Here is a 24,633-nt window from a genome sequence, read left to right as displayed (position 1 = left end):
TTGGCTGTAAGTAGAAAAATGCAAAGTAATCTGAGAATAGAAAGGAAGATTTCAACCAACAGCGTCAAAATCAATAAAAAATAAAATAGAGCCTATGTTGTTTCAAAAGCACATGCTCTATTGAGTCATTTTCTATTTCAGAAAAGTTAAAATTCGGAAGTAGCCATGTTTGCTTTCTTATCGTTTGTGTGTAGTTTCGCCTTGTCGCAATTTTCTGATCATCTTTACTACTTGCAAATGAAAAAACTCTTTTTAGTCAGTATTTTAATTGCTCTTTGTTTCCCTGTTTTTTCACAGAAAGCATCCCGAAAAACGCCAAAAGATTCAAAAAAGTCTGCTACAAAGACTAGTGGGAACCCTGTTTTTCCAGGATGGTATGCAGATCCGGAGGGTGTTTTATTTAAAGGGAAATACTGGATTTACCCTACCTATTCAGCACCTTACAATCAACAGGTGTTTTTTGACGCCTTTTCTTCTCCTGATCTGGTGACCTGGACTAAACACGAACGTATACTGGATACAACGCAGGTAAAGTGGGCCAAAAGAGCTATATGGGCACCTGCTATTGTTGAAAAAGAAGAAAAGTACTATTTATTCTTTGGTGCAAATGATATTCAAAACGATCAGGAATATGGTGGAATAGGAGTAGCTGTAGCAGATAAGCCGGAAGGACCGTTTAAGGATCATCTGGGTAAGCCATTGATCGATAAGTTTCATAATGGGGCTCAACCTATTGATCAGTTTGTTTTTAAAGATAAGGATGGACAATATTATATGATTTATGGTGGATGGTCACATTGTAATATTGCCAAGCTGAGCAAAGATTTTAAAGGATTTGTGCCATTTGAAGATGGAACTACTTTTAAAGAAATTACACCCAAAGGGTATGTAGAAGGACCTTTTATGTTTATACGGAATGGTAAATATTACTTCATGTGGTCTGAAGGTGGTTGGACAGGACCTAATTATTCTGTTGCCTATGCTATTGCAGATTCTCCTATGGGACCATTCCAGCGAATTGGGAAAATTTTACAACAGGACCCTCAGGTTGCAACAGGTGCTGGGCATCATTCCGTAATTCATGTGGACAAGAAAGACAAGTGGTATATTGTGTATCATCGTCGTCCATTAGGAGAGACAGATGGTAACCACCGGGTCACTTGTATTGATATGCTTGAATTTGATGAAAATGGACATATTAAGCCAGTCAAGATTACGAATGAAGGTGTTGCTGCTCAACCTTTAAGATAAGGCTTTGCGGTCTCAGGAATCATTGAACGCTGAGACCGCAATATGATTTATCCCGAATGATAACTAGCGACTCGCTTACTGAGCAACATCTACTGGATTCATGACAGAGAAACCCATACATTAAGTTCGCAATAAAAGATTCGTTGCGGTTTATTCACGGCAGGCAACTACTTGCGGTGAATTCCGATCAGATTTTGTTTTTGCGGTGAATGATGCGCAAGAGAAAAAATGACCAGAGTTCCGGTCAAAATAAAATCTGCCGTGAGTTATATTCAAAAGCAAAACTGCCATGAATAAACCGCAATTTATCAGCCGATAAGTAGGACGTCTTGTCCTTGCTAAAAAATAGTTTGCCGTGAACTATGCACAAATCAGAAATCCTCCCTGGATTCACCTTCTCTTCCTGGGATTTGAGATCATTCATAGATCCCCAAATGATAAAATATCTTCAATATGCCAGCTTTGCTGGTTATTATAATAAAGGAATCCGTTTCGTATTTCCAATGGAGAGCTGATATTATTATGATATAGCTGACCAGTTCCCAGCCCTTGTGGAATAAGATTGTTTAGATAGGCCGTAAACTGCGCAATGGCATTAAGACCAATATTAGATTCCAGTGCGGATGTAATCCACCAGCCTATATGTTGCTGTTCTGCCAGTTCAATCCATTCCTGACAATGCCGAAATCCTCCCAGTAACGAAGGTTTCAAAATAATGTATTGAGGCTTAATCTTCTGAAGCAATCTTTTTTTTTCCTGATAGGTAGTAATGCCAATCAGTTCTTCATCCAATGCAATGGGCAGAGGAGTCGTTGCGCAAAGTTGAGCCAGTATACCTGTCTGTCCTTGCTTGATGGGTTGCTCAATAGAATGTAGGTCATACTGAGAGAGGATTGTTAACTTTTCAAGTGCCTCCTTAGGCGTAAAGGCTCCATTTGCATCTACTCGTAATATAATTTGTTCGGGTGTATAATATTTGCGGATGGACTCCAGCAACGCGCATTCCTTCTCAAAATCAATAGCCCCAATCTTCATTTTAATACAGTGATATCCTGCTCTGAGTTTTGTCTCAACCTGTTCCCTCATAAACTCTTCCTTTCCCATCCAGATAAGTCCATTGATTTCAATACCGGCTTCTCCACGACTAAAAGGAGTATCAAATAAAAATCGCTTGCCATTGTTGATTAGATCCAGACATGCTGTTTCGACCCCGAATACAATCGAAGGATATTCTTCATCGACCAGTTGCGGTAGTGTGTCGATGTTATCTATTGACAAATGCTTTTTATTGATGATGTTACAGATCTTTTTTATCTGTAATTCATAATCGGGAACATCATCTATGCTAAGACCTCGGAGAGGGGCACATTCTCCCAACCCAAAAACAGACGGATTGCTTGAATCCGAAAGCTTAATGTAATATGTATCTCGTTCAGTAAGAATACCACGGGATGTTCCTGCTTCAAATGTAAATTGTAAGGTGTGTTTCTGATAGGATGCCTGTAACATATCTAGTTATAACTGAATCAAATGGCAAAAGTACTAGTTTCAGCATGGATTTCTTTATTGAAAATAAAAATTGCTCTATACTACTTTAAAGAAAAAGGTAACTATACCATACAAAAGAGTCGTATCTTTGGTTATCAGTTAGTTATAGTTAGACGGGTAGTTACTTTATTAGTGATGAAAGGGTTACTGTCTATGTAATATTTCAGCTCTGGTATAAAGATTTAGGGAGTAATATACTGAGGACGCATTAATTTTTTCAAGATGATGACACAAATAAAACGCTTGGCAACTGCAATTGGAATATTATTTCTGGTATTGTTTATTATTATCATTTTTAACCAGTTGATGCAGGTATACCTGTATGCTTCCACTGTGAATCATACATTAGGAATTGTTGTATTAACTGTATTGACAACTGTCTTTGTTGTGCTTTTGGTTGTTCCGGTCGCATTATTTTTTCGATTGCCTAAACCTTTGCTGGCTCCGGGCTCTGAAGATGATATGCCTGCCTATATTCCTCAATTATCAGCACGATTGGCAAAGAATAAGCTACTTTTGGGACATTCGTTTGACTGGTCACAAAAGGAAGAGTTGCAGAGAGCTTTATATGTACTGGATGCTCAGGCAAATGAAATTATTCAAAAAACAGCAAGAAATGTGTTTTTATCTACTTCTATCTCTCAAAATGGGAAATTAGATGCCTTAATGGTCTTTTCTACCCATACCAAAATGATTTGGGATATTGCGCATATCTATTACCAGAGACCCTCTCTGAAAGATATGATTTCACTGTATTCGAATGTTGGCACCACTACTTTATTGGCAACGCAAATAGAAGATCTGGATATCTCGGAACAGTTAGAACCTGTTTTAGGAACAGTTTTGCAAGGTTCTGCTGTAAGATCTATACCATTTATAGGTCCATTGAGTAGTGTGATTATGGATTCTTTACTGGAAGGTTCTGTTAATGCCTTTCTAACATTACGTGTTGGTGTTATTACTAAGCGATATTGTGGTACTTTAGAACCTTTTAATCCCAAAAAGGCCCGAAAAGCTGCCATTGCAGAAGCTTCTGTCATGCTAAAGGTTTTGGTGCTACAGGTATCCGGGCAGGTAGTTAATGCTATTTTGAAAACAGCTCGGAATGCAGGCTCAAATACTGTTCGTTCAGGAATGGAGCTAGCTGGAAAAGCAACCCGAAATGTTAAACGAGGTTTTTTCGGATGGTTTCGTTCTGCAGCATCAGAGCCTTCTCAAGAGCAATAGATCTTTTATCAAAGTAGTTCTTGCTATATTCTTCTTTTAGCTTATAATCTTCCTTCTGTAATTATACAAGATCTATAGTCTGTTGTAAGTATTTTCTGCACTTACTTGTAAGGTGATATTACTCACTGAAAATCATACATATGTGATAAAAAATACAGAAAAACCTTTGTAGATATACTTGTATCCGTAAATTTGTGGTACTTTTTTGATAAATTATTGTAATATATTTTTAGTATAATTTTGTTTTTCTCCATTTTTGCCATACATCCTATTTGAATTTTATCGATTTCTTAAAATTATCTTTTATGCCAGCAGGTTTTTGCCATGAAAATATTTGGTTTAGTATGCGGACTTTTAGTGACTTTCAGTGTAGTTGCAGGTAATCCCAGTTCTCAAAATTGGCACCAAGGTGAGTTAGTTCTACTTAATGACCAGACAGTTAACGGAGAATTTAGCTATGATGCTTTTACAGATCTTATCCAGGTAAAAGATGAAAGAGTAGTAAAAGTATATTCTGCGAGACAAGTTCGGGCTTTCGGTTATTTTGATGAGAAGAGTAATCAAATGCGTCGATTTCTCAGTTTATCATATCCAGGACGAAGAAATAGAAGTCGAAAGGCTTTTTTTGAAATTGTATTGACTGGTGAAATGTATCTGTTACGTCGATTGCATAATATGCGTAACTCTAACCCTACTCAGTTGAATGCAATGGAATCAGATTCGCCATGGTATGATAAGAAAAATGCCTATGAATATTTTGTCTATGCAAACGATCATTTTATTCCGATTAGTCAGTTTCGCAGACGTATCTATCCTATCCTGATGAAAGAATATAAAGAAGAGCTTGAAGTTTTTATTAAAGACAAGAAGTTGAATATCTATACGCAACGGGGAAAGTTTATGCTGATCAATCAATATAATGTATTGAAGAGTCCTGATAAGATTTCTTTGTTCTAAAGTATATACCTAAAAGAGGGAATTGAAAGATTCTCTCTTTTAGTTTCCATTGGTATACTTCATCATAAACTCGCCCAAGTTAACATCCGTATCCAGATTCATCTTTTTACGTAGACGATATCTTTTCAATTCAACGCTACGATAGGTGATGTTAAAGAGCTGAGCTATCTCTTTTGTTGACAGGTTCATTCTAAGATAAGCTGCCAGTCGTAGGTCACTGGGAGTAAGGGTGGGATATTCATGAATAAGTTTTTGGAGAAATTCTTCATGAACCCGATTAAAATTGGATTCAAATATCTGCCAGTCGTGATCTGTGGAGATATTACTTTCCAATAAATGTATAATTTCTTTGAAGGAAGATGAATTAGATTTTGATCCCAATTCTGTTTTTATATCCAGTACTTCCTGTTTGATTTGCAGTAGCAATTCGTTCTTTTTAATCAACGTCATTGTTGAGTTAGCCAATTCTTCTGACTTACGGATAACATCCTGTTCGAGCTGCTGATTGCGTAATTGTATAATCTCCTTTTGACTTTCCTCTTCCTGTTTACGTAGCTTCTTCTCCAGTTTCCGTCTGACACGTTCCTGATGTGCTTTTACTCTTTGTAAATGTAACCAATATGAAAAAATACCGGCACCTATCAGCGTTAGTACATAAATGCTGATGCTCCATTGATTCCAATACCAGGGAGAGAGAATTTCAAACTCCAATTGTGTCTCTTTTTTACTTAAGTTGGATCGTAGATGAAATATATATTTTCCTGGTGCCAGGTTATTAAATTCTTTCTGATCCATAGTCTGGAAATTTGACCATCCTTTGGACGAGTTCTCTAGCCAGAAGCTATACTTGGCTTCATTACTATAATGAGGTGTAGAGAAGCTAATGATAAGACTATTCTGATTGTAGTTGAATGCAAACGCAGGATAGTTGTCACCAGTACGGAATGTCTGGCCTAATGTCGGAAAGTCCAGAGGGACAATACTGCGGATAACAGGTGGTTGTATGGTTGACGAAAGTAATGATGTAATAAGGTTTTCCGGTAGTACACCAAAGCCATTCTCCAGACAAATCAAATGAATACGATTATCAATAGATACCAGATTTTCATAATCATCAAACCATTGAAATTTCTTCATAGGTATCTCTTTTATAGAGTTGTCTTTTTCTATGAAGCCTAATGTCCCATCCGTTTTCAACACAAATGACGCAGATGGGTTTATTGGAAAAAATTTACGGGCTTTATCTGCCCCAAGTTGTTTCTGGAGGTTGGTTGCAGGTTCAAATACATTATGGTCTGGATCAAATTGGAGGACCTGCTGATTGGTAGTCACTATAACTCTTTTATTTATCTGGCATAGATTGACTGCCGCACTTTTAAGTTCTGGAGTTTCATAGCTCCAGATGGAATCCATTTTTTGCGTATCAGCTGATAGTTTTATCCTGTTCAGGCCTTTAGAGACTTTGTTTACCCAGATATAACCGAAATCATCTTCTTCCAGTTGATTTACAGGGGCTGAAAATCCAGAAACTGTATGAGCTAGTTCCCATTGAAAGGACGCATTCTTTTTGTAAATACACAATTGTGTATATGTTCCCTGAAGTAATAGATCAGGATGTTTTTTGAGCTTTCGTATTATCCACCCGCCCGTTACTGAGGAAATTTGTTTTGCCTGGGTGCCTTCAATCAGAAAAGTGCCATTGTTATGTCCGCAGAGGAGTTGATTATCTATGACTTCCAGATCCCATACCTGTCCCTGAGTTTTGGGAACAAGTTGAAAATCTGCTTCTCTTGATTGTAGATTTGAAACAAAAAGGCCATGGTTAGTACCCAGATAAAGTTTCTTTTCAAATAAAGCAATATCATAGACTGTACCTAAATGGCCATCATAATCCTGATAATAACGCAATGGAGAATTAATCAGAATAAGACTAATGCCTTTGTCCATTCCAGACCAGAGATTACCATCTGCATCCTTATATAGAGACAGTATTGTATTGTTTTGTAATCCATTTTTCTGATTCAGATGCTGAATGATTTCGCCTTGTGTATTTGTGATAACAATACCATTGAGAATAGTTCCAAATGCATAGGTAGTATCATTTAACATCACCCCCCGATTTAACTGATTCTGTAGTAAAAAGGCATTGGTAGTTGTATTAAATGGTTGAAAATCGTTACCATCATAAAGATATATTCCCCGATTCGTGCCGATTACGATAGTTTGATCACGCCCTGGTAGAATGGTGTTGACAGATTCTTTGCCTAAAAAAGAACTATTGTCAATGAAAGAGAATGATTTGTGTTTGAATTCATACAGACCCTTATCGATTACACCTAGTAAGACCCTGCCATTTATCTGATAGGCAAACATGATATTGCCCGGAGGTGATAAATTGGTGATCTTATTATTCTGATAAAGATAAATAAAGGCGAAAGATTGAAATAAAATGCCTTCAGATGTAGGTAGAATATTCCATATCTCTTCTCCTGCAAAAGAAGGATCATTAATCAGAGCTTTGAGCGAATGGTAAGTCAGTTTACCCGTTTTGTCAGATTGCCAATAACCAAACTCTCCTAAGCCCCCGGTATAAATCCGGCCATCTATACCTGCAACGGCCGATCTGACTTTTTGTTTATTCGGCAGTTCATATACTTCCCAATGATTACCATCATATTCGATTAAGCCTTTTGAATTAGCAAAGTACATAAATCGAGTCTGTGACTCTTGTGTAATTCCCCAATTCTGATGATAGGCATTATAAGTTTGTTTGGTAAAGTTGAGTATCTCAGGTTTACAAATAGTTTCAATCTTTTGTCCAAAGGATACACTTTGTATAATGATAAAGAATAGCCAAAGTTTTCTCCTCACTAAAAAAGGTATGTGGGACAATACCGTTTTAAATAAAAATAGATTTCTCAAGTGGTTGCTGTAATTTTTTGTAATGACGTAGGCAAAATACGTAAAATCTAAGAAATAATTGGGTTTTGATGTGGTAATGATGTACCCCTTTATTTGTTATTAGCACTTTGATTGCCGTACATTTGTCGCATAAACTTACTATTTTTCATAAAAAAAGTTATAATATTGTGTGCAAAATGAGTCGGTATAGGTATAAGATAGGATTCCTTTTTGTCTGGACTTTGCTCTTTGTTTTTACTATACAGGGCCAAACTCCACTAACTCCAGCTACAGAACAAAGTGAGTATATGGAAACTGTACAAAAGGCAACGTTCAAGTATTTCTGGGACTTTGCTCATCCTGTTTCCGGTATGACACCTGAGCGGACTGCAACTCCTACTATCGTCACTTCTGGAGGAACGGGATTTGGTGTAATGTGTCTGGTGGTTGGTGTGCAACGTGGTTGGATTACTCGTGAACAGGCAGTGTCACATTTAACAAAGATGACAAAGTTTCTGTCTGCTGCTGATCGGTTTCATGGAGCATGGTCGCATTGGTTAGATGGACGTACAGGGAAGGTAGTACCTTTTGGGGAAAAGGATAATGGTGGTGATTTGGTAGAAACTGCTTATCTGGTGAATGGTTTGCTGGTGGCACGAGCGTATTTTGATCAGCAGAACCCCCAGGAAACACAATTGCGGGATCAGATCACTAAACTTTGGGAAACAGTAGAGTGGGATTGGTACGCTTCCCGTGGAGATGGACATTTATACTGGCACTGGTCGCCTAATTATGAATGGGCTATGAATATGCCTATTCGAGGGTACAATGAATGTTTGATTACCTATGTTCTGGCATTGGGTTCTCCTACACATGCCATTAAACCAGAAGTATATCAAAATACATGGAAGAAAAGTGATTTTTATACAAATGGAAATCAATATCTGGGTTATACATTACCGTTGGGATTTCCATATGGAGGGCCTCTTTTCTTTGCTCATTATTCCTATCTGAGTCTTGATCCACGAAAAATGGATGATGGAAAGACCAATTACTGGAAACTAAATCTGGCACAGACTCTCATTAATTACACACATTGTGTGAGTCAGGGCGAGAAGTTTGGTTACTCAACAGATAATTGGGGTCTTACAGCCAGTGATGACTATAACTTCTATGATGCCCATTCTCCTACCAATGACAATGGAACAATAAGTCCTACTGCAGCTCTTTCCTCATTTCCCTATACCCCATATGCTTCGTATCAGGCTATGCGATATTTCTATCTGAAGAAAGGCAATCCACTTTTTGGACCGTATGGATTCTATGATGCATTCAGCCAGGTAAAAAACTGGTACTCTAATCAGTACCTGGCTATAGATCAGGGGCCTATCGTGGTTATGATGGAAAATTATCGCTCCGGATTAATCTGGAAGCTTGGAGCTGGGATTGCAGAACTTACTACTGGCCTGAAAAAGATGGGAATTACCACTCCTTCTTACCCAACAGGATTTTATATGTATCTGCCAGATCCTAAAACAAATGAAGTAGACCTAATGAGACATACTGACCGGACTACATACATACTGGATATTGCCGTGAAAGGTAAGGAATCTGTAAAGTTGGAACTAACTGACCGAAATGGCAAAGTAGAGACGGTATTGCTAAACAAAGCCTTGAATGAAGGGACACATGAAATTCCGTTTGTAGCAAAGGGAGGAAAATATCAAGCTATATTATCTCAGGGAACAAAACAGGAGAAGGTGCTTCTTAATTTGAGATAGTATGATTGAGTAAACTGTTTATCTAACTAGTAATCAGACTTTTATACTAATTACTTTTTTCCAAGTTATATGAACGAACTACTATTATTTTATACCAGGTGTCGATACGTATTTTTATCAGCAGTGCGTATATATGTGTTTGGAGTTGCTCTTTTTCTGATAACAGCTATACAAGCTATGTCTCAGAATCGTGCTGTATCTGGTACTGTAAAAGATTCAGGTGGTGAAGGAATTCCAGGTGCCTCTGTCCTGATAAAAGGAACCACAACCGGAACTACAACAGATTCGAATGGAAAGTTTACCTTGTCAGCTCCTGATAATGCTGTACTGGTTGTTGCTTTTGTTGGCTATGAAAAGGTAGAAGTACCTGTAAACAATCAGTCTGAGATCAATGTAACCTTACAAAGTTCAACTACAGAGCTGGCGCAGGTGGTTGTAGTTGGCTATGGAATTCAGCGCAAAGTAGATGTAACAGGGGCTACAGCAAGTGTGAAAGGAGAGGAGTTGGCCAAGCAACCTGTTTTAACTGCAACACAGGCAATTCAGGGTAAGGCAGCTGGGGTACAAATTATCAGTAGTGGCCAACCAGGTTCATCACCTGTGATACGGGTAAGAGGTACAGGGACAGCCTTGGCTGGAACTGCGGCTTTATTTGTAGTTGATGGGGTATTGACAGATGATATCAGCAATATCAACACGGCTGACATTGTATCAATGGATGTACTGAAAGATGCTTCTGCTACTGCAATCTATGGTTCAAGAGGTGCTAATGGCGTTGTGATTATCACAACCAAGAAAGGAAGTGCAGGAGGAATAAAAGTAAACTACACTACCAATATAGGTATGCGTAGTGCCACCAATCTGGTGCAGATGGCAAATGCCCAGGAATATGCCAACTATGTAAGTGCTGCCAGTGGAACTAGTGTAACAGCAGGTTCTTTATCTACAGATTGGTATGATCAGATATTACGAAATGGCTGGTACCAGAATCATAATTTGTCTTTGTCAGGCGGATCTGACAAGTCAACTTACTTTCTAAGTATGGGATACTTTACAGATGAAGGCATTATCATTGATAATAAATACAAACGGTTTAACATTCGGTCTAATACAGACTTTACACTTTCAGATAAAGTAAAAGTAGGGGTTGTTTCTTCCTATACTAATGCGAATACTCGGGATGTAAATCTGGGATCAGCATACAATAACGCTTATCGGGCTGCACCTACTATTGCGGCTATGGAGAATGGTAAGTATGGCAATACATCTGTATACCAGAACGTAGGTAATCCCATTCTGGATATCAAAAATAATAATCAACGAGATATTGATAATCGGTTACAGGGATCTGCCTATCTGGAGTTTAAACCTGTCAGGTCTTTGACTTTCAGAAGTAGTATTGGTGCGGACTTGCTTTCCAAAAATGAGAGAGTATATAATTATCAATTTAACAATGATACCAGTACGTTTATTAATCCAGGGGGGAATCAGCGTAATCCTAACAGCAATCTAAATATTATTTCGACCAGGAGTTTCCGTTGGGTGTGGGATAATACACTGACTTTTGCTCAAAGTTTTGATAAACATAGTCTAACTGTATTAGTAGGTACTACTGCTGAGCAGTATACTATGGATTGGCTCTCTGCTTACCGGAAAGATGTTCCTGCTGACCCAAGTTTATGGTATATCAATACGGGAAATGCTAATACCTCAACCAATGATGGAGGTGGAGATAAATGGGCTAGAAACTCTTATTTGGGTAGAGTAAATTATAACTACAATGATCGGTATCTGTTGACTGCCACAGTACGTGCTGATGGAAGTTCTCGTTTTCCTTCCAGTAATCGTTGGGCCTTATTTCCTTCTGTAGGTGCCGGTTGGGTTATCAGCGGTGAAAATTTCATGCAAACACAGCAGCTATTTGAGACCTTGAAACTACGAGCCAGTTGGGGACGTGTGGGCAATGACCGGATTCCGTCTGACGCATTCACTGTTACAGTGACACCAAATCTGGCTTATCCGTATGGTGGTGGAATAGCTACGCCTGGTAGTGCCATCACACAAATTAAAGATCCTAATCTAAAGTGGGAAGTAACTGAAGAGTTTGATTTAGGTTTAGACTTTGCTTTGCTGAAAGGTCGGTTAACAGGTGAGATTGGTTACTACAACAAAAAATCCAAAGACTTACTGATCAATGTAAAAGTGCCTTCTGTAACTGGAGATGCAGATGGGGTGGTACTCACAAATGCTGCGTCTATTCAAAATGTTGGTTTGGAAGTGGCTTTGAACTGGAGAGGAAATATAACTGAGGAGATTACGTATCGTGTTGGTGGAAATTTAACACTCAACAATAATAAGGTTATTGGATTAAATGGTGGACAGCCAATCCTGGATGGGGGGATTGGTGGAAACCAGATTTATACGACCAGAACCGATAATGATCAACCTGTAGGGAGTTTCTACCTGCTGAATGTGGTGGGAGTTTTCCAGAACCAGGGTGAGATTGATAATTATAAAAATAGTAAGGGGACTGTTATTCAGTCAAGTGCCTCACCTGGCGACTTTAAATACCAGGATACCAATGATGATGGTAAAATAGATGACAATGACAGAGTGTTTGCCGGTTCGTATCAGCCTAAGGCCTACTTTGGAATCAACGGAAGTTTATCCTATAAAGGCTTTGATTTGAGTGCAGATATCTACGGAAATGTAGGGAATAAAGTATACAATGGAAAGAAAGCATTTCGTCTGGGTGTATTTGATAATGTGGAAGCTGATATGGCCTATTCCAGATGGACTCCTGCCAATGGCTCCCAAACTGAACCTGCTGCGAATGGAGGTAATCTACCGGCCTCTACCTATTTCTTGGAATCAGGCTCTTTTATTCGTCTGAATAATGTAACTCTTGGATATAACTTACCTGCTACCTTGACTCAAAAGGTAAAAATAGCAAGTGTAAGAGTCTTTATTACTGCTCAAAATTTATACACATACAAGAAGTTTAGTGGATTTACACCTGAATTGCCTGGGGATCCAACAAAAGCAGGTATTGAGTTAAATGCATATCCTACTACACGAACCATTGCTGGTGGTTTGAGTGTAAACTTCTGATGTGATTTTATTGATTACAAATTTCCTTAGTCTTTAGTATATGAAACATACATTAATAGTAATAGGCATAAGTCTCATTCTCTTTGGAATCATTACCTCCTGTTCCAAAGAGTTTCTGGATGTTCCCGTTCAGGGGCAGGGCACTACAAAAACAGATCCTGCTTTAGCTCAGAATCTGGTTACGGGAGTATACAATAGTTTATTGGCTGGAGAAGCATTTGGTGGAGATGGTGGAGATACACATGGTATTAGTTTCATTGCTGCAACCAATATTATGTCTGATGATGCCGACAAAGGGAGTACACCTTCAGATCAATCTGCGCTTAATGACATCGATAACTTTACAATTTCACCAACCAATACCTTTGTTGCAGCTCTCTGGAATGGCTACTATACTGGTATCTCCAAAGCGAATCAAGCATTGGTTGCTTTGTCAACTGCCTCACTGACAGATGCTACAAGAAATCAGTTGATGGGTGAAGTAAGATTTATCCGGGGATACTATTACTTTAACCTGGTTCGTTTGTTTGGTAAGGTACCTAAAGTGCTTCGTGTTCCCAAAGATGCTCAGGATGCGAATACTGATCCTGAGTTTCAAACCAGAGCCTCCGTAGATACCATTTATAATGTGATCATTCAGGATCTTCAGTTTGCAGTTAACAACCTACCACTCCGGAGCAATGCCAGTGTCGGTCATGTTGACAAAGGTGCTGCCCAAACTTTGCTGGCAAAGGTATATATGTACCGCAAAGAATGGCAGAAAGTTTTTGACCTGACTCAGGAAGTTATCAGTTCAGGACAATATGACCTGGTTGCTGACTATTCTACCATCTGGCGCCAGGTAGGTGATAATAGTATCGAGTCTGTTTTTGAGATTCAGACTGGCCAGTTTAATAATTCAGATTATGGCATACAGGGATATTCCGTGTGGCAGGGGCCTAGGGTAGGAGGCAAAGGTGGATGGACGGATTTAGGTTTTGGATTCGGTACACCTTCAGCAAATCTGGTTAATGCCTATGAACCGAATGATGTACGGAAGGCTTCTACAATTATCTTCATTGATAATAGCGGACAGCATAAAGGAACTGTATTGTTTGATGGTTTCCGGATTCCAAGTGCAGACTCTGTACAGAATCTTTACTATAACTATAAAGCTTACCATAGTGAGAATAGCTCTGTAGAAACCTTTAATGGTAATCGTGACAGAAAGCAGAAAAACGTGCATTTGTTACGTTATGCTGAGGTATTATTAATGAACGCTGAAGCTGCTAATGAATTAGGACAATCCAATACAGCAACTATGCTGCTGAATCGCATACGAAAAAGAGCTGGACTTCAGGATACAAATGCTTCTTCACAAACAGATGTCCGTGAAGCTATCTGGAAAGAACGTCGGTTTGAGCTAGCAATGGAGCACGATCGCTTTTTCGATCTGGTACGCCAGGGAAGAGCTGCACAAGTTATGCAAGCTGCTGGTAAAAACTTTGTAGCAGGCAAGAATGAACTCTTGCCCGTACCAAGTCTGCAAATTGCTCTGAGTGGAGGTCAACTCGATCAAAACAATGGGTACTAGTATTTTCTATCATGAAATTATTTTTCAATCCTTTAATCACTTTTAACATCTTAACGAGTATGAAAAAACAACGAATCACATACGCAATAGCTGCTTTGGTATTGGCTTCTACCTTATTAGTTACCTCTTGTAAGGATGATGATAAGAAGTTACCCGATATTGGCGGATACAATAATGCAGATGAAGTAGGTGCTAATAACCTACTTGCCCATTGGAGTTTCGATGGTAATAGCACAGAACAAAAATCTGGTACAACTCCAACCAAAACAGAAAATGCCACCTTTTCTACAGGAGTAAAGGGACAAGCTGTGAGCTTAGCAAATGGTTATTTATTGTATCCTACAATTACAGCGTTGAGTAGCGCAAATGCCATTCCGAGTGTAACAGTCAGTGCATGGATAAAGACTGATGTCAATGGATCAACAGCCAGTTCGGTTTTTGCATTAACTCAGGCAACATCAACACAGCCAGACTGGAATCAAGGCCCAATTAATATGTATTTGGAAACAGGAAAACCTACCTCCACAAGAGATACATTGGTATTGCATAGCAGCTTTCGTTTATACTCAGGCGGCAGTTATTCCATTGGTGGAGATAATATAAATGACTATGGAAAACGTGGCACTGATTTTCAAACAGTAATTGGTGCCAACAAGTGGGTGCACTATGTAATGGTATATGACGGATCTGCTTCTACTATTGATTTATATGCAAATGGTGTAGTAGTATCAAATACAAATTATAGGAAAAGAGACAATAATGGTGCTCCACTTGGCAATCTTACAATCTCTACACCCACTCAGGTATTGATTGGTGGATGGCCAAATACCGTTACTGGATATACTAATTCAACAGCTCAAATCTGGCAAGGATTATACACAGGTCAAATTGATGAGGTGAGAGTCTATAGTAAAGCGTTATCAGCAACTGACATTGGTTCTTTATACCAACTGGAACTTGCTGGAAGATAATATTTCATGCTTGCTTTGATGAAGATGATAACTTCCGGGGATATGTTATCTCCGGAAGTTTTGTTTCCAATATATTCTTTATGAGTTAAAACAGATCCTACTAACGAATAGGATTTGATCAATTAAGATCTTATGAAATACTATGCATTTTTATTCATTCTTGTTCTGTTAGTTGTTGCCTGTAAAAAGGATGACAATCCTGGACAACCAGATTCGTTCTATTATACAGATGTTAGCATTGATGGCAAGCCAGTTGCTTCCAGCTATTATAATGTTCGTACCTTTCCTGTTGTGAAAGTTTCTTTCTCGGGAAAAGTAAATAGTGCTACAGTTGCTGCAAATGTGGTTTTCAAGAAAACTTCTACCTCGACCAATGTGCCTTTTGATGTTGTATTGGAGAATAGCGATAGTACTATTCTGATTGGCCCAAAAAATCCTCTTGAAAACCTGACTAAGTATACTGTTCAAGTATTGCCACAACTGCAATCTCAAAAGAATACAGCTTTTAATGCCACTGTTACTACTGAGTTTATCACAGTGATGGATAGTACAGATAAATTTCCGCGCATCTCAGATGAAGCTTTGCTGGATCTGGTTCAAAAGCAAACGTTTGCCTATTTCTGGAATTTTGGACATCCTACTTCTGGTATGGCCAGAGAACGGAATACTTCCGGCGACATAGTAACAACGGGAGGTACTGGTTTTGGAATAATGGCTGTTCTGGTAGCTGTGGAACGAAACTTTATAACACGTCAGGAGGGATATGACAGAATCAAACTTATAGCCAACTTTCTGAAAACGAAAGCAACTCCATATCATGGTGCTTTTGCACACTGGATCAATGGCGCAACAGGCGCGACGGTAGCTTTTAGTACAAAAGACAATGGCGCTGATCTGGTAGAGACTTCCTATCTAATGCAAGGACTACTAACTGCCCGCCAGTATTTTAGCAATGCAAATGAAGCTGAACTTAGAAGCACTATCAATGAACTTTGGCAGAATGTGGAGTGGAGCTGGTTTCGGAAGAACAATGAAAATGTTTTGTACTGGCATTGGTCGCCTAACTATACCTGGGATATGAATATGCAGATCAGTGGGTGGAATGAAGCCTTGATTACCTATGTACTGGCTGCATCATCACCTACCTATTCGATTCCTAAAGAAGCATATACCAATGGCTGGGCCAGAAATGGTAGTATGGTGAATAACAAAACGTTTTATTCTATAAAGCTGCCTTTAGGTCCTGATAGAGGTGGACCATTGTTTTTTGCCCATTATTCATTTCTAGGGATAGACCCCAGAGGATTGAGTGATACATACGCCAATTACTGGGAACAAAATGTAGCCCATTCATTGATCAATTATAACTATTGCAAAGAAAATCCCAAAAAATACAATGGGTATAGCGATTCCTGCTGGGGCTTAACTGCCAGTGATGATAACATTTCCGGATATGCGGCTCATGAACCCAATAATGACCTGGGTATCATTAGTCCAACGGCTGCGCTTTCGTCTATGCCTTATACTCCGGAAGAATCTATGAAGGCTCTGCATTTCTTCTATTATAAACTAGGAGATAAGATCTGGAAACAGTATGGCTTTGTGGATGCTTTTAACTTGTCCAATATCTGGTACGCAGATTCTTTTCTAGCCATAGACCAGGGACCTATTATTGTAATGATAGAAAACCATCGTTCACAATTGTTGTGGAATCTGTTTATGAGTTGCCCGGAAGTAAAAGCAGGATTACAAAAGCTATCCTTTCAGAGCCAGAAGTAAGTCTAGTGATACAAGTATTTGATTCGAATTAGGATTGACGGATAGGTTAACTGGTATACCAATCACAATTGGAAGTAACTGGAAGTATGGTCATTGATGAAATTGACCATACTTCCGGTCAACGTTAAAAATGAACAGAGTTCGAATATTCTTGAAACGCAACTGGTATTCCAGTCAAAAATAAAAGTGACCGGAACTCCAGTCATTTTGTAAACTGATTCGAAATATGATCACTTGTCTCGCTGAATAGTTGCCCGATGACATAGTCTTCAATTACAATTTTGACCAAAGTTCCAGTCACTAGGGAGCATACTTTTTAACTCTGTTTACTATATTTCTGCAATCACTGAAAGATAGGGTATATCCTCTATCCAATCTTCTAAAGACTTTATTTACTGATAGGTTTCCATTCAATTGCATCTACCTGTCCTCGGCGTGGTTGAAACGTAATGGGGATCACACGACCGGCACGACGAACTGTTATTGTAACTGGCAGTGTATAACTACTATACGTTGGGTTGATAGCGATAGTGGTTGCTATTTCGTCTCCTTCCTGCAAACCTGCTTTTTCTGCTGCCGAACCTTTTACCAATCCTTTGATCTTTTCACCTGCCCGAATATTTTTAGGACTTTCAAAACCTAAATCAAACAAGCCGGCTTTTATAGTTTGACTCATCAGTCGGGGAAATGCATCGGGTTCCGGAATAAGAAGCCTGCCACTAATCATATCTTGCCAATCGCGGACTGCCCATTCACCAGCCTGCTCTTGTAGCAATTTTATCCAGGTGCTATCGTTAGGTACCTGGCCTTTTTTGCATAAATCAGTAATCGTATTCACTAAAGAAATAACAGATACTTTATTTCCTTTAAGCTTGCGAAGCTTTGCATCAAGATTGGCAAAATAGTGAGCACCCCGTGAATAGCCCAGGCTCCAGGCATTGCGGCCTGACCATTTTATGGCAGGAATGTCTCTCTCGGGTGTTTCGCGGTATGCGTTGGTATAATACAAGGCAGATTCTTCATTGACAAGTTCAAGATATTGTTTTGCAGTATACAATCCGGCTTCAAAAGGAATCTTGATTGCCAGATAGTCTGCAATTCCTTCATTGTACCAGTCATCAAGGCCTTCTGTGGGAGAAGATAGGCCAAGTAAAAAGGCATGCACCATTTCATGTGCAACCAATGAAGGCAATTCCGTATCCGTTGTTGATTGAGTAGGAGGGAGGTAAATCAGGAAAGAGCCATGAGCGGCAACTCCACTTTGTAATGGTCCGCCTTCATAGGTTCGTATCAGAAAACGGAAGGGCTCGTCAACTGATCCATTTAATCTTTTCCTTAACTGCTCGTATGTTTTTTGTGACCAGTCGCCTAAGGCCTGAATCTCATTGGATGTACCCCCCAGTGCATACATGCTAAAACCTGTATTTCCTGTATTGGCTGGATATACAGACATCTTGCCTGCTAGGAACTGACAGAAAAGAACAGTTTGAAAGGAGTCTTTAACGGTGCAATTACCCATACCTGCTGTACTGACTGCTGTATGTCCTGCGGGTAATTGCCAATGTAATTGTAGTTGAACTGAATCTCCCGGATCGGGTAATAACAAGAAACTACCCAATGTACCTGAAAGTCCTCCTCCAGCAGCTTGTAAATCTACATGAGGCCCTCTTTTGGCTGGAAAAGGGATTGCAACAGGTACATGGTACCTAACTTGAACTGCTCCGGAAGCCTGTCTCAATGCGGACCATTGCTGCATTACCAGATCATGTTTGGTTACCCCTATTTGTTTATTAAAAGATATCTGTCCAAGAGCATCGTATACTTTTAAGTTGGTCACCTGATCTGTGCTACGTTGCAGAAAAGGCTCCATCTTATAGAATAAAAGATCCAGCTTAGGCTTGGATTGAGTATAGGTTGAAGATAGCGTGTAGGAAACTTCTATTCCAGTTGCAATACCTTTCGCATCATACCTGGGCTTTAGATAAATCTCAAATTGTGAAAGTTTAGTGAGAGGCTGTGCAAAGAGGTTATCAAAGCCAGTTATGATTAGAATACAAAGTAAAGCAATAGCTTGTTTTAGAAGCAATAGTTTGTACATAAAGGAAGTAGAGGTAGTTATGTATGGGAAAGATGAAGCTTAAATCTAGGTATTAACTCAGTAATCTGAAAGTAAGTTACTGTTTCTCCATATGCTATATCTGCCCTTATCTGTAACTATACTCCGGAATATAATTTTTTTAATAAGATATCAGACAATGGATTGACTGACATACTGTTAGGCATGAGAAAGTAATTCCTCAAAAACAGGAACTAATGTAATAATTCTTCCTCTCGTTTCCTTCTTTGTCAGAAAAGTTGTAGGCAATAAGGGGTAGTACTGTTTTTTTTCTGCTTAAAGGCAATAGATTAAAGGGTTTAAGGATCAAATGTGCACTATGACCCAAAATCATACATCCTGTATCAAAGGGTTCATTATCAACGATATATCCTGAAGCTTGGGAGTATCTTTGTTATAAGAATCTGAAGTAGTTAGGTGTCCGCGGAATAACTACGGATTCACAAGCAAACCAACATGTCTTTAAAGTTTTATTGGGTTTAGTATGATCAAGTAATACGAAATGAAAAACTATTTTTTGATTGTTGCGCTTTTGATAGCTGTTGTTGCTCAAGCGAAAAGACCAGTTATGCAGACCTGGTATGTAGGAGAAATAACTTTGTTAAATAATGAGGTGCTCGAAAGAGAGTTGAGATATGATGCCTATACAGATTTAATACAAGTAAAAGAGAATGGAACGATTAAGGTATATTCTGCAAGACAAGTGAGTTCTTTTGCTTTCTTTGATGTTTACAGTAATTCCAAACGGCAGTTTGTTAGCCTTTTATATACGACACGATTTAAGAAGTCTCGGGTGTTTTTCGAAAACATTATCAGTGGAGAACTTAATTTGATTCGTAAGGCACGTTCTGCTGGTGCTGCCAGACGAATAGTAGAAGAAACAAAAGATGCCTGGTTTGATACACATAATGTATACGATTACTACATTTATACAGATAATCAGTTTATCTCCACAAAGCAGTTCTTCAAAGAAGTATACGAACGTATCATGGTTGAGTTTAAACAGCCATTGGATATTTTTATCAAAAGCAGGAATATTAACATCAATACACAGTTTGGTCAGTTTGTATTGATCAATCAATATAATATTCTTAAAAACTCAGCAACTGTGGGCTATTTCTAGTATATTACCTGTTTTTACTAAAAAGCCTGGCTCACCAAGCCAGGCTTTTTGATTGACTCTCCGACTGATCGTAAACGGTTTTGTTGACCCGAAAAGGTCTACATTCCTTGCCAATCTGTCGCTCATAATCTCAGAGAAGGCCCCGATGTTGGTATTCTTCGACTCTGACTATGATTCATCTTCCAAAATGAAATCCTTACAGATTGACTTTACAGGCTAGGCTATAAGCCCGATCAAACTGTCTTATAGGGCTCACTTTCCTATTAATAAGTTACCAGAAGGAACTATATTCAAAACGTAAAACAGGATTTTATTAACTTGGCGTCTCAAACCAAAGAAACAATGGCACCCTCAACCTTGCTTTTGGCCTTATGCTCCGGGATCGCATCCATGCTCGGGTTTTTATTCGTGACAGCCATCACTCAGGCAGACAGGCAGGCAAACAGGTGGTTAGGGATGTTTTACATGTGTCTTGCCTGTACCTTCAGTCAACTTTTCCTCTATAAGGCCGAGATGTCGGAGCAGCTGCCTTTGCTGGTTCACCTGCTTGAACTCCCTGTTTGGGCAACCATGCCTTGTCTTTACCTGGCGGTTCTCACTTTTACCGGACAACCCGTGAGTAACAGGTATTTGGCGCATTTTGCACCTGTTTTCTGTTTCCTTGTTTATTCAATGCTGTATCTGATGCCCCCTCTGATGGGAATCGACAGACCCGCACCCCGGTTACCCTTCTGGCTGGTGGTGTTGATTCGTTATTTTTATACATGTCAACTTGCATTCTACTGGATTTTATCCTATCAGAAGCTTTCCATTCATCGCAAACAGTTGTTAAGAGTTGCTTCCTCAATTGAATATGTGAATCTGAACTGGTTGAAAAACTTTCTACTGGCCGTACTTTCCATGATTGCTATCAAAAGCATTCCGACACAACCTGTGTCAGACTCTGTGGTCCCCTTGATTTATTTTGCTGGAATGCTTCTTTTGGGGTATTATTCGGTGCGTCAGCAAACGGTTCACCACCTTGACCTCGCCACTGTCAATTCCCTGAAAATAGATCAGGGCCACATGGATCAGAGCCACATGGATCAGAGCTACATGGATCAGAGTTACACACAACAAGGCTATAAACAAGCAGTGGAAAGACTCGACCCCGAACAGTTGGAAAAATTGCAACGAAAGGTACTTGGGCTTACCGTGGAACAAAAGCTTTATCTGGATCCCTCACTGACCTTGCCCGACTTATCGGCCGCTACAGGAATACGTGTCCAGGATTTGTCCTACGTTTTGAACAAAGGTCTTAAGAAGAGCTTTTACCAGTTCATCAACGAATTAAGGGTGGAAGAAGCCAAAATACTTCTCCATTCTGACAAGATCAAAACCCTGGACATGCTCGGAATCGCCACCCATGCCGGATTCAATTCCAAGACTACCTTTAACACCACTTTCAAAAAAACAACCGGACTCACTCCCTCCCAATTCCAAAAGCTGGCCAATGCCTCAATGGCCACCAGGTGATAGTTCCACAATTTGATCATACCTTAAACCCTGTATCAATTGCACCTCAGCTAATCCAAAGCTGTTCGCCTGTATCCAGCTGAACACCATACCGATTGCAGTCTGACTGATCCGCTTTTCAGGCTACTATATTTGCCATACCGAATTTGCCGTACCAATTCCATGGCGATTGCAACCACATTCCGGGTGCTGCGGCAAATTCGGTTCACATCACTAACATTGTCTGTCTTATGCAAATGAAAAGCATTCTTGTCAAAAGCATTCCCGTAAAAAGTCGTTTTTCTTTCTGGTTGTCGATTTTACTGTTGTACCTGTTACCAGCCCATTTGCTGGTTGCCCAGTCCGATCCCCGAATGATATCCGATCCTCAAACGATCAGCGAGCTGACCGCGCAGATTCAAAACGTAATGCAGCAGGAGAACATGCCGGGCCTGATGCTATCGATTGTCTCTAAGGATTCGATCTTGTTTTCAGGGGGGTTGGGAGCGGCTGACTTGAAGACCGGACAGAAGGTGGACGGCAATACATTGTTTCACATGTATTCGGTGACCAAGATGTTTACCGCATTGGCTATTCTTAAGCTCATCAGCAGCGGGGCGTTGCACCTGGACGATAAGCTCAAGGACATCGCTCCGGAGGTGGCTTTCGACAACCCCTGGGAAGAGACCCACCCGCTGCGGCTGGTGCATCTTTTGGAACATTCCAGTGGATTTGACGATACGCATCTGAACATGATCCACAACACCTCCGGCCGCGATCTGAAAGGGCTGCAGGCGGTCAGCTTCTACCGGACCTGTCTGGTCTCCAGATGGAAACCCGGACTGGTCAGTTCGTATGCCAATCCCAATTACACCGTTTTGGGTTACCTGATTGAAAAATACTCCCGCATGCGATGGGACGACTACATTCAAAAGATGCTTCTGAAGCCTTTGGGCATGGATCACTCTGACCTTGAACTGAGAATCAAGGATGAAAGCGGCTATGCCCGCGGCTACCGATTCGAGGACGGGCACTACATTGAGTTTCCCTTTTTTGTCCCGACCGGCAACGGGGCGGCCAGCGCCTTGCATTCGTGCGCCGATGACATGAGCCGCTACCTTCGTTTCTTCCTCGATGATTGGAACGTGAACGGTACCCGGTGGCTGGACAGCACCTATCTTTCGGCCATGGAAACCATCCATAGTACGGCCGGGGCCAGGGAAGGTCTTCAGATCGGCTACGCGTTGGGCAACAGCACCTATTACAACCATACCAAGGCTGATTTCAGAGGGCATGGCGGCGGTGGGGATGGGTTTGAATCGCTGATCAATTACGACCGCAGGCATCGGATCGGCTATGCGATCGCCAACAATGGTGGCCAGGGCATGTGGCGGATCTCAGTTCTGATTGAAAACTTTCTGACAAGGGATCTGCCTGACTTTGCATCGGCGGCACTGGAGGGACAATCAACCATACCTGCTTCGGCAAAACCTGCTTTAGCCGATTACCAGGGCTATTACAAACCGGTTAACGTGCGAAGTGAACAGTGGAACTTTCTTCAAAGGGTCATAGGGGTGGTCAAGCTCTCCGAATGGGAGGGAAGGCTGGTCATTAAGCCTTTGTTGGGGCCGGCCGATACGGTGGCATGGGTCAGGGATCGGTTATGGAAGCGAGCCGGTGAGCATCATGCCTCGGTGGCCATCGGACTGGACGAGGACGGCAAGCCGTTCGTGCAGTCTGGCATGCACCAGTACTACCGCAAAACGACCTATCTGCCAGTGCTGGCCCAGCAGCTTTTTCTGGGTCTTTCGGTAGTGGCACTACTGTTTTCACTACTGTGGGCAGTGGTCTGGTCGGTGATGGTATTGACCGGAAAGGTAAGCAAAAGGCAGGTTCTGGTTGGTATTCTGCCCGGTCTGGCTATTGTTTCAGCTGTGGTAGCCTTCAGGCTAACCACCCTTACCGACTATACCAACCGGATCGCCTTCAACTCGGTCAACCTAACATCGCTGACCATCTTTGTGACCTCTCTTGGTTTTGGTTTGTTTTCAGTGGCCGGTCTGGGCATGCTTGCAAGACAATGGTCACAGTTGAAAAGCGCCTGGATCAAAGGGATACTAACGTTTAATGCCATCTTTGTGACCTATCTGGCCCTTTTGCTCTGGATGCACGGCTGGATAGGCCTTAGGGTTTGGGCATTGTAGACCATTGTTAGGGAGATGATTTGAGTAACTGCATTTTGGAAATGGCTAAGTTGGCTGTTGGGAACGGGTGGCGGCACCTTTCCAGACCGGGTTAACACTATTCTGAAACTAATCAGCAGTAAAAGCTCCATTCTCAAGGGCTGAAATTGGAAAGTGTGCTCCGCCATCCAACCGATGCAATCAATACGCTCTGGCTTTTCAGTGCAAGGTAAAGATTAAATGGTATCATATCCAAGAACCATAACCGCACTTTCAATATATTAATTTGTATAACTGTATTTTGAACAGTATGTCTCATCATAAGGATCAACAGGGAGATACAGAAATGGCAAGTCTGATGATTATAGTCATACCTGTTAAGATATGAAGTATATAATCTCAAAAAGGACACGATGTCGAAGCACTTCCAAGCAAAGGGTAGGTTCCAGAAACGGATCTGATCACAACCTCCCGTCTGGCCAGATCAAAATCCGTTACTGTCGCCTACGGTAAAAGCGGAGCAAGCCACGGTGATTAAGATCGGCCAAGCCAACCCGGTCAGAAAGGCGGGTACTGTGGCCAGCAGGTTCAGGCTTTCAGGCACTGTGTCAGGGATTT

At 40.5% G+C, this 24,633-nt stretch carries 14 protein-coding genes; 11 read left to right on the top strand and 3 right to left on the bottom strand.

Features of this window, described 5'->3' with window-relative positions:
• The first annotated feature begins 237 nt into the window (after nucleotides 1-237).
• The gene (locus tag QNI15_RS16620) at nucleotides 238-1,251 is read left to right on the top strand and encodes a glycoside hydrolase family 43 protein (protein ID WP_313996800.1); all 1,014 of its coding nucleotides are present in this window, start codon (nucleotides 238-240) and stop codon (nucleotides 1,249-1,251) included.
• Nucleotides 1,252-1,671: 420 nt separating this feature from the next.
• Here the strand turns inward: QNI15_RS16620 and QNI15_RS16615 are convergent, their stop codons facing one another.
• Nucleotides 1,672-2,760, bottom strand: a complete 1,089-nt coding sequence (locus QNI15_RS16615) for an o-succinylbenzoate synthase (protein WP_314032649.1) — start codon at nucleotides 2,758-2,760, stop codon at nucleotides 1,672-1,674.
• 261 nt (nucleotides 2,761-3,021) lie between these two features.
• On the opposite strand from QNI15_RS16615, the gene QNI15_RS16610 reads away from it, so the two are divergent.
• Both QNI15_RS16610 and QNI15_RS16605 read left to right on the top strand, forming a co-directional pair.
• Nucleotides 3,022-4,026 (top strand): DUF697 domain-containing protein, encoded by a 1,005-nt coding sequence (locus QNI15_RS16610; protein ID WP_314032648.1) that lies wholly within the window; start codon nucleotides 3,022-3,024, stop codon nucleotides 4,024-4,026.
• Nucleotides 4,027-4,350: 324 nt separating this feature from the next.
• A complete protein-coding gene (locus QNI15_RS16605) occupies nucleotides 4,351-4,983 on the top strand; it encodes a hypothetical protein (protein ID WP_313996809.1) in 633 nt (210 codons plus the stop codon).
• Between the two features lie 39 nt (nucleotides 4,984-5,022).
• On the opposite strand, the gene QNI15_RS16600 is transcribed toward QNI15_RS16605, so the two are convergent.
• Nucleotides 5,023-7,854 (bottom strand): helix-turn-helix and ligand-binding sensor domain-containing protein, encoded by a 2,832-nt coding sequence (locus QNI15_RS16600; RefSeq protein WP_313996811.1) that lies wholly within the window; start codon nucleotides 7,852-7,854, stop codon nucleotides 5,023-5,025.
• A 338-nt stretch (nucleotides 7,855-8,192) separates the two neighbouring features.
• Between QNI15_RS16600 and QNI15_RS16595 the strand changes: the two genes are divergently transcribed.
• The 5 genes from QNI15_RS16595 (at nucleotide 8,193) to QNI15_RS16575 (ending at nucleotide 17,099) form a co-directional block, all read left to right on the top strand.
• Nucleotides 8,193-9,665 (top strand): glucoamylase family protein, encoded by a 1,473-nt coding sequence (locus tag QNI15_RS16595; protein WP_313996813.1) that lies wholly within the window; start codon nucleotides 8,193-8,195, stop codon nucleotides 9,663-9,665.
• A 177-nt stretch (nucleotides 9,666-9,842) separates the two neighbouring features.
• Nucleotides 9,843-12,776, top strand: coding sequence for a SusC/RagA family TonB-linked outer membrane protein (locus tag QNI15_RS16590; RefSeq protein WP_314032647.1), 2,934 nt, complete (start codon nucleotides 9,843-9,845; stop codon nucleotides 12,774-12,776).
• 40 nt (nucleotides 12,777-12,816) lie between these two features.
• Complete coding sequence (locus QNI15_RS16585) at nucleotides 12,817-14,349, top strand: RagB/SusD family nutrient uptake outer membrane protein (protein WP_313996818.1); 1,533 nt, start codon at nucleotides 12,817-12,819, stop codon at nucleotides 14,347-14,349.
• 59 nt (nucleotides 14,350-14,408) lie between these two features.
• A complete protein-coding gene (locus tag QNI15_RS16580) occupies nucleotides 14,409-15,320 on the top strand; it encodes a LamG domain-containing protein (protein WP_313996821.1) in 912 nt (303 codons plus the stop codon).
• 132 nt (nucleotides 15,321-15,452) lie between these two features.
• A complete protein-coding gene (locus tag QNI15_RS16575) occupies nucleotides 15,453-17,099 on the top strand; it encodes a glucoamylase family protein (RefSeq protein ID WP_313996823.1) in 1,647 nt (548 codons plus the stop codon).
• Nucleotides 17,100-17,487: 388 nt separating this feature from the next.
• On the opposite strand, the gene QNI15_RS16570 is transcribed toward QNI15_RS16575, so the two are convergent.
• Complete coding sequence (locus QNI15_RS16570; RefSeq protein WP_314032646.1) at nucleotides 17,488-19,197, bottom strand: hypothetical protein; 1,710 nt, start codon at nucleotides 19,195-19,197, stop codon at nucleotides 17,488-17,490.
• 520 nt (nucleotides 19,198-19,717) lie between these two features.
• Between QNI15_RS16570 and QNI15_RS16565 the strand changes: the two genes are divergently transcribed.
• From QNI15_RS16565 to QNI15_RS16555, 3 genes are all read left to right on the top strand, one after another.
• Nucleotides 19,718-20,338 carry a hypothetical protein gene (locus QNI15_RS16565; RefSeq protein ID WP_313996828.1) on the top strand — a complete coding sequence of 207 codons (621 nt, stop codon included), beginning with the start codon at nucleotides 19,718-19,720 and terminating at the stop codon, nucleotides 20,336-20,338.
• 570 nt (nucleotides 20,339-20,908) lie between these two features.
• On the top strand, nucleotides 20,909-21,853 hold the full coding sequence (locus tag QNI15_RS16560; protein WP_314032645.1) for a helix-turn-helix domain-containing protein: 945 nt from the start codon (nucleotides 20,909-20,911) through the stop codon (nucleotides 21,851-21,853).
• A gap of 230 nt (nucleotides 21,854-22,083) precedes the next feature.
• Nucleotides 22,084-24,036, top strand: coding sequence for a serine hydrolase domain-containing protein (locus tag QNI15_RS16555; RefSeq protein ID WP_314032644.1), 1,953 nt, complete (start codon nucleotides 22,084-22,086; stop codon nucleotides 24,034-24,036).
• Nucleotides 24,037-24,633: the final 597 nt, after the last annotated feature.

This window comes from Xanthocytophaga flava (genome assembly GCF_030068545.1).
Classification (GTDB): domain Bacteria; phylum Bacteroidota; class Bacteroidia; order Cytophagales; family 172606-1; genus Xanthocytophaga; species Xanthocytophaga flava.
Note: the sequence above shows the minus strand (reverse complement) of the source record. Positions and strands in the feature narration are given on the sequence as shown.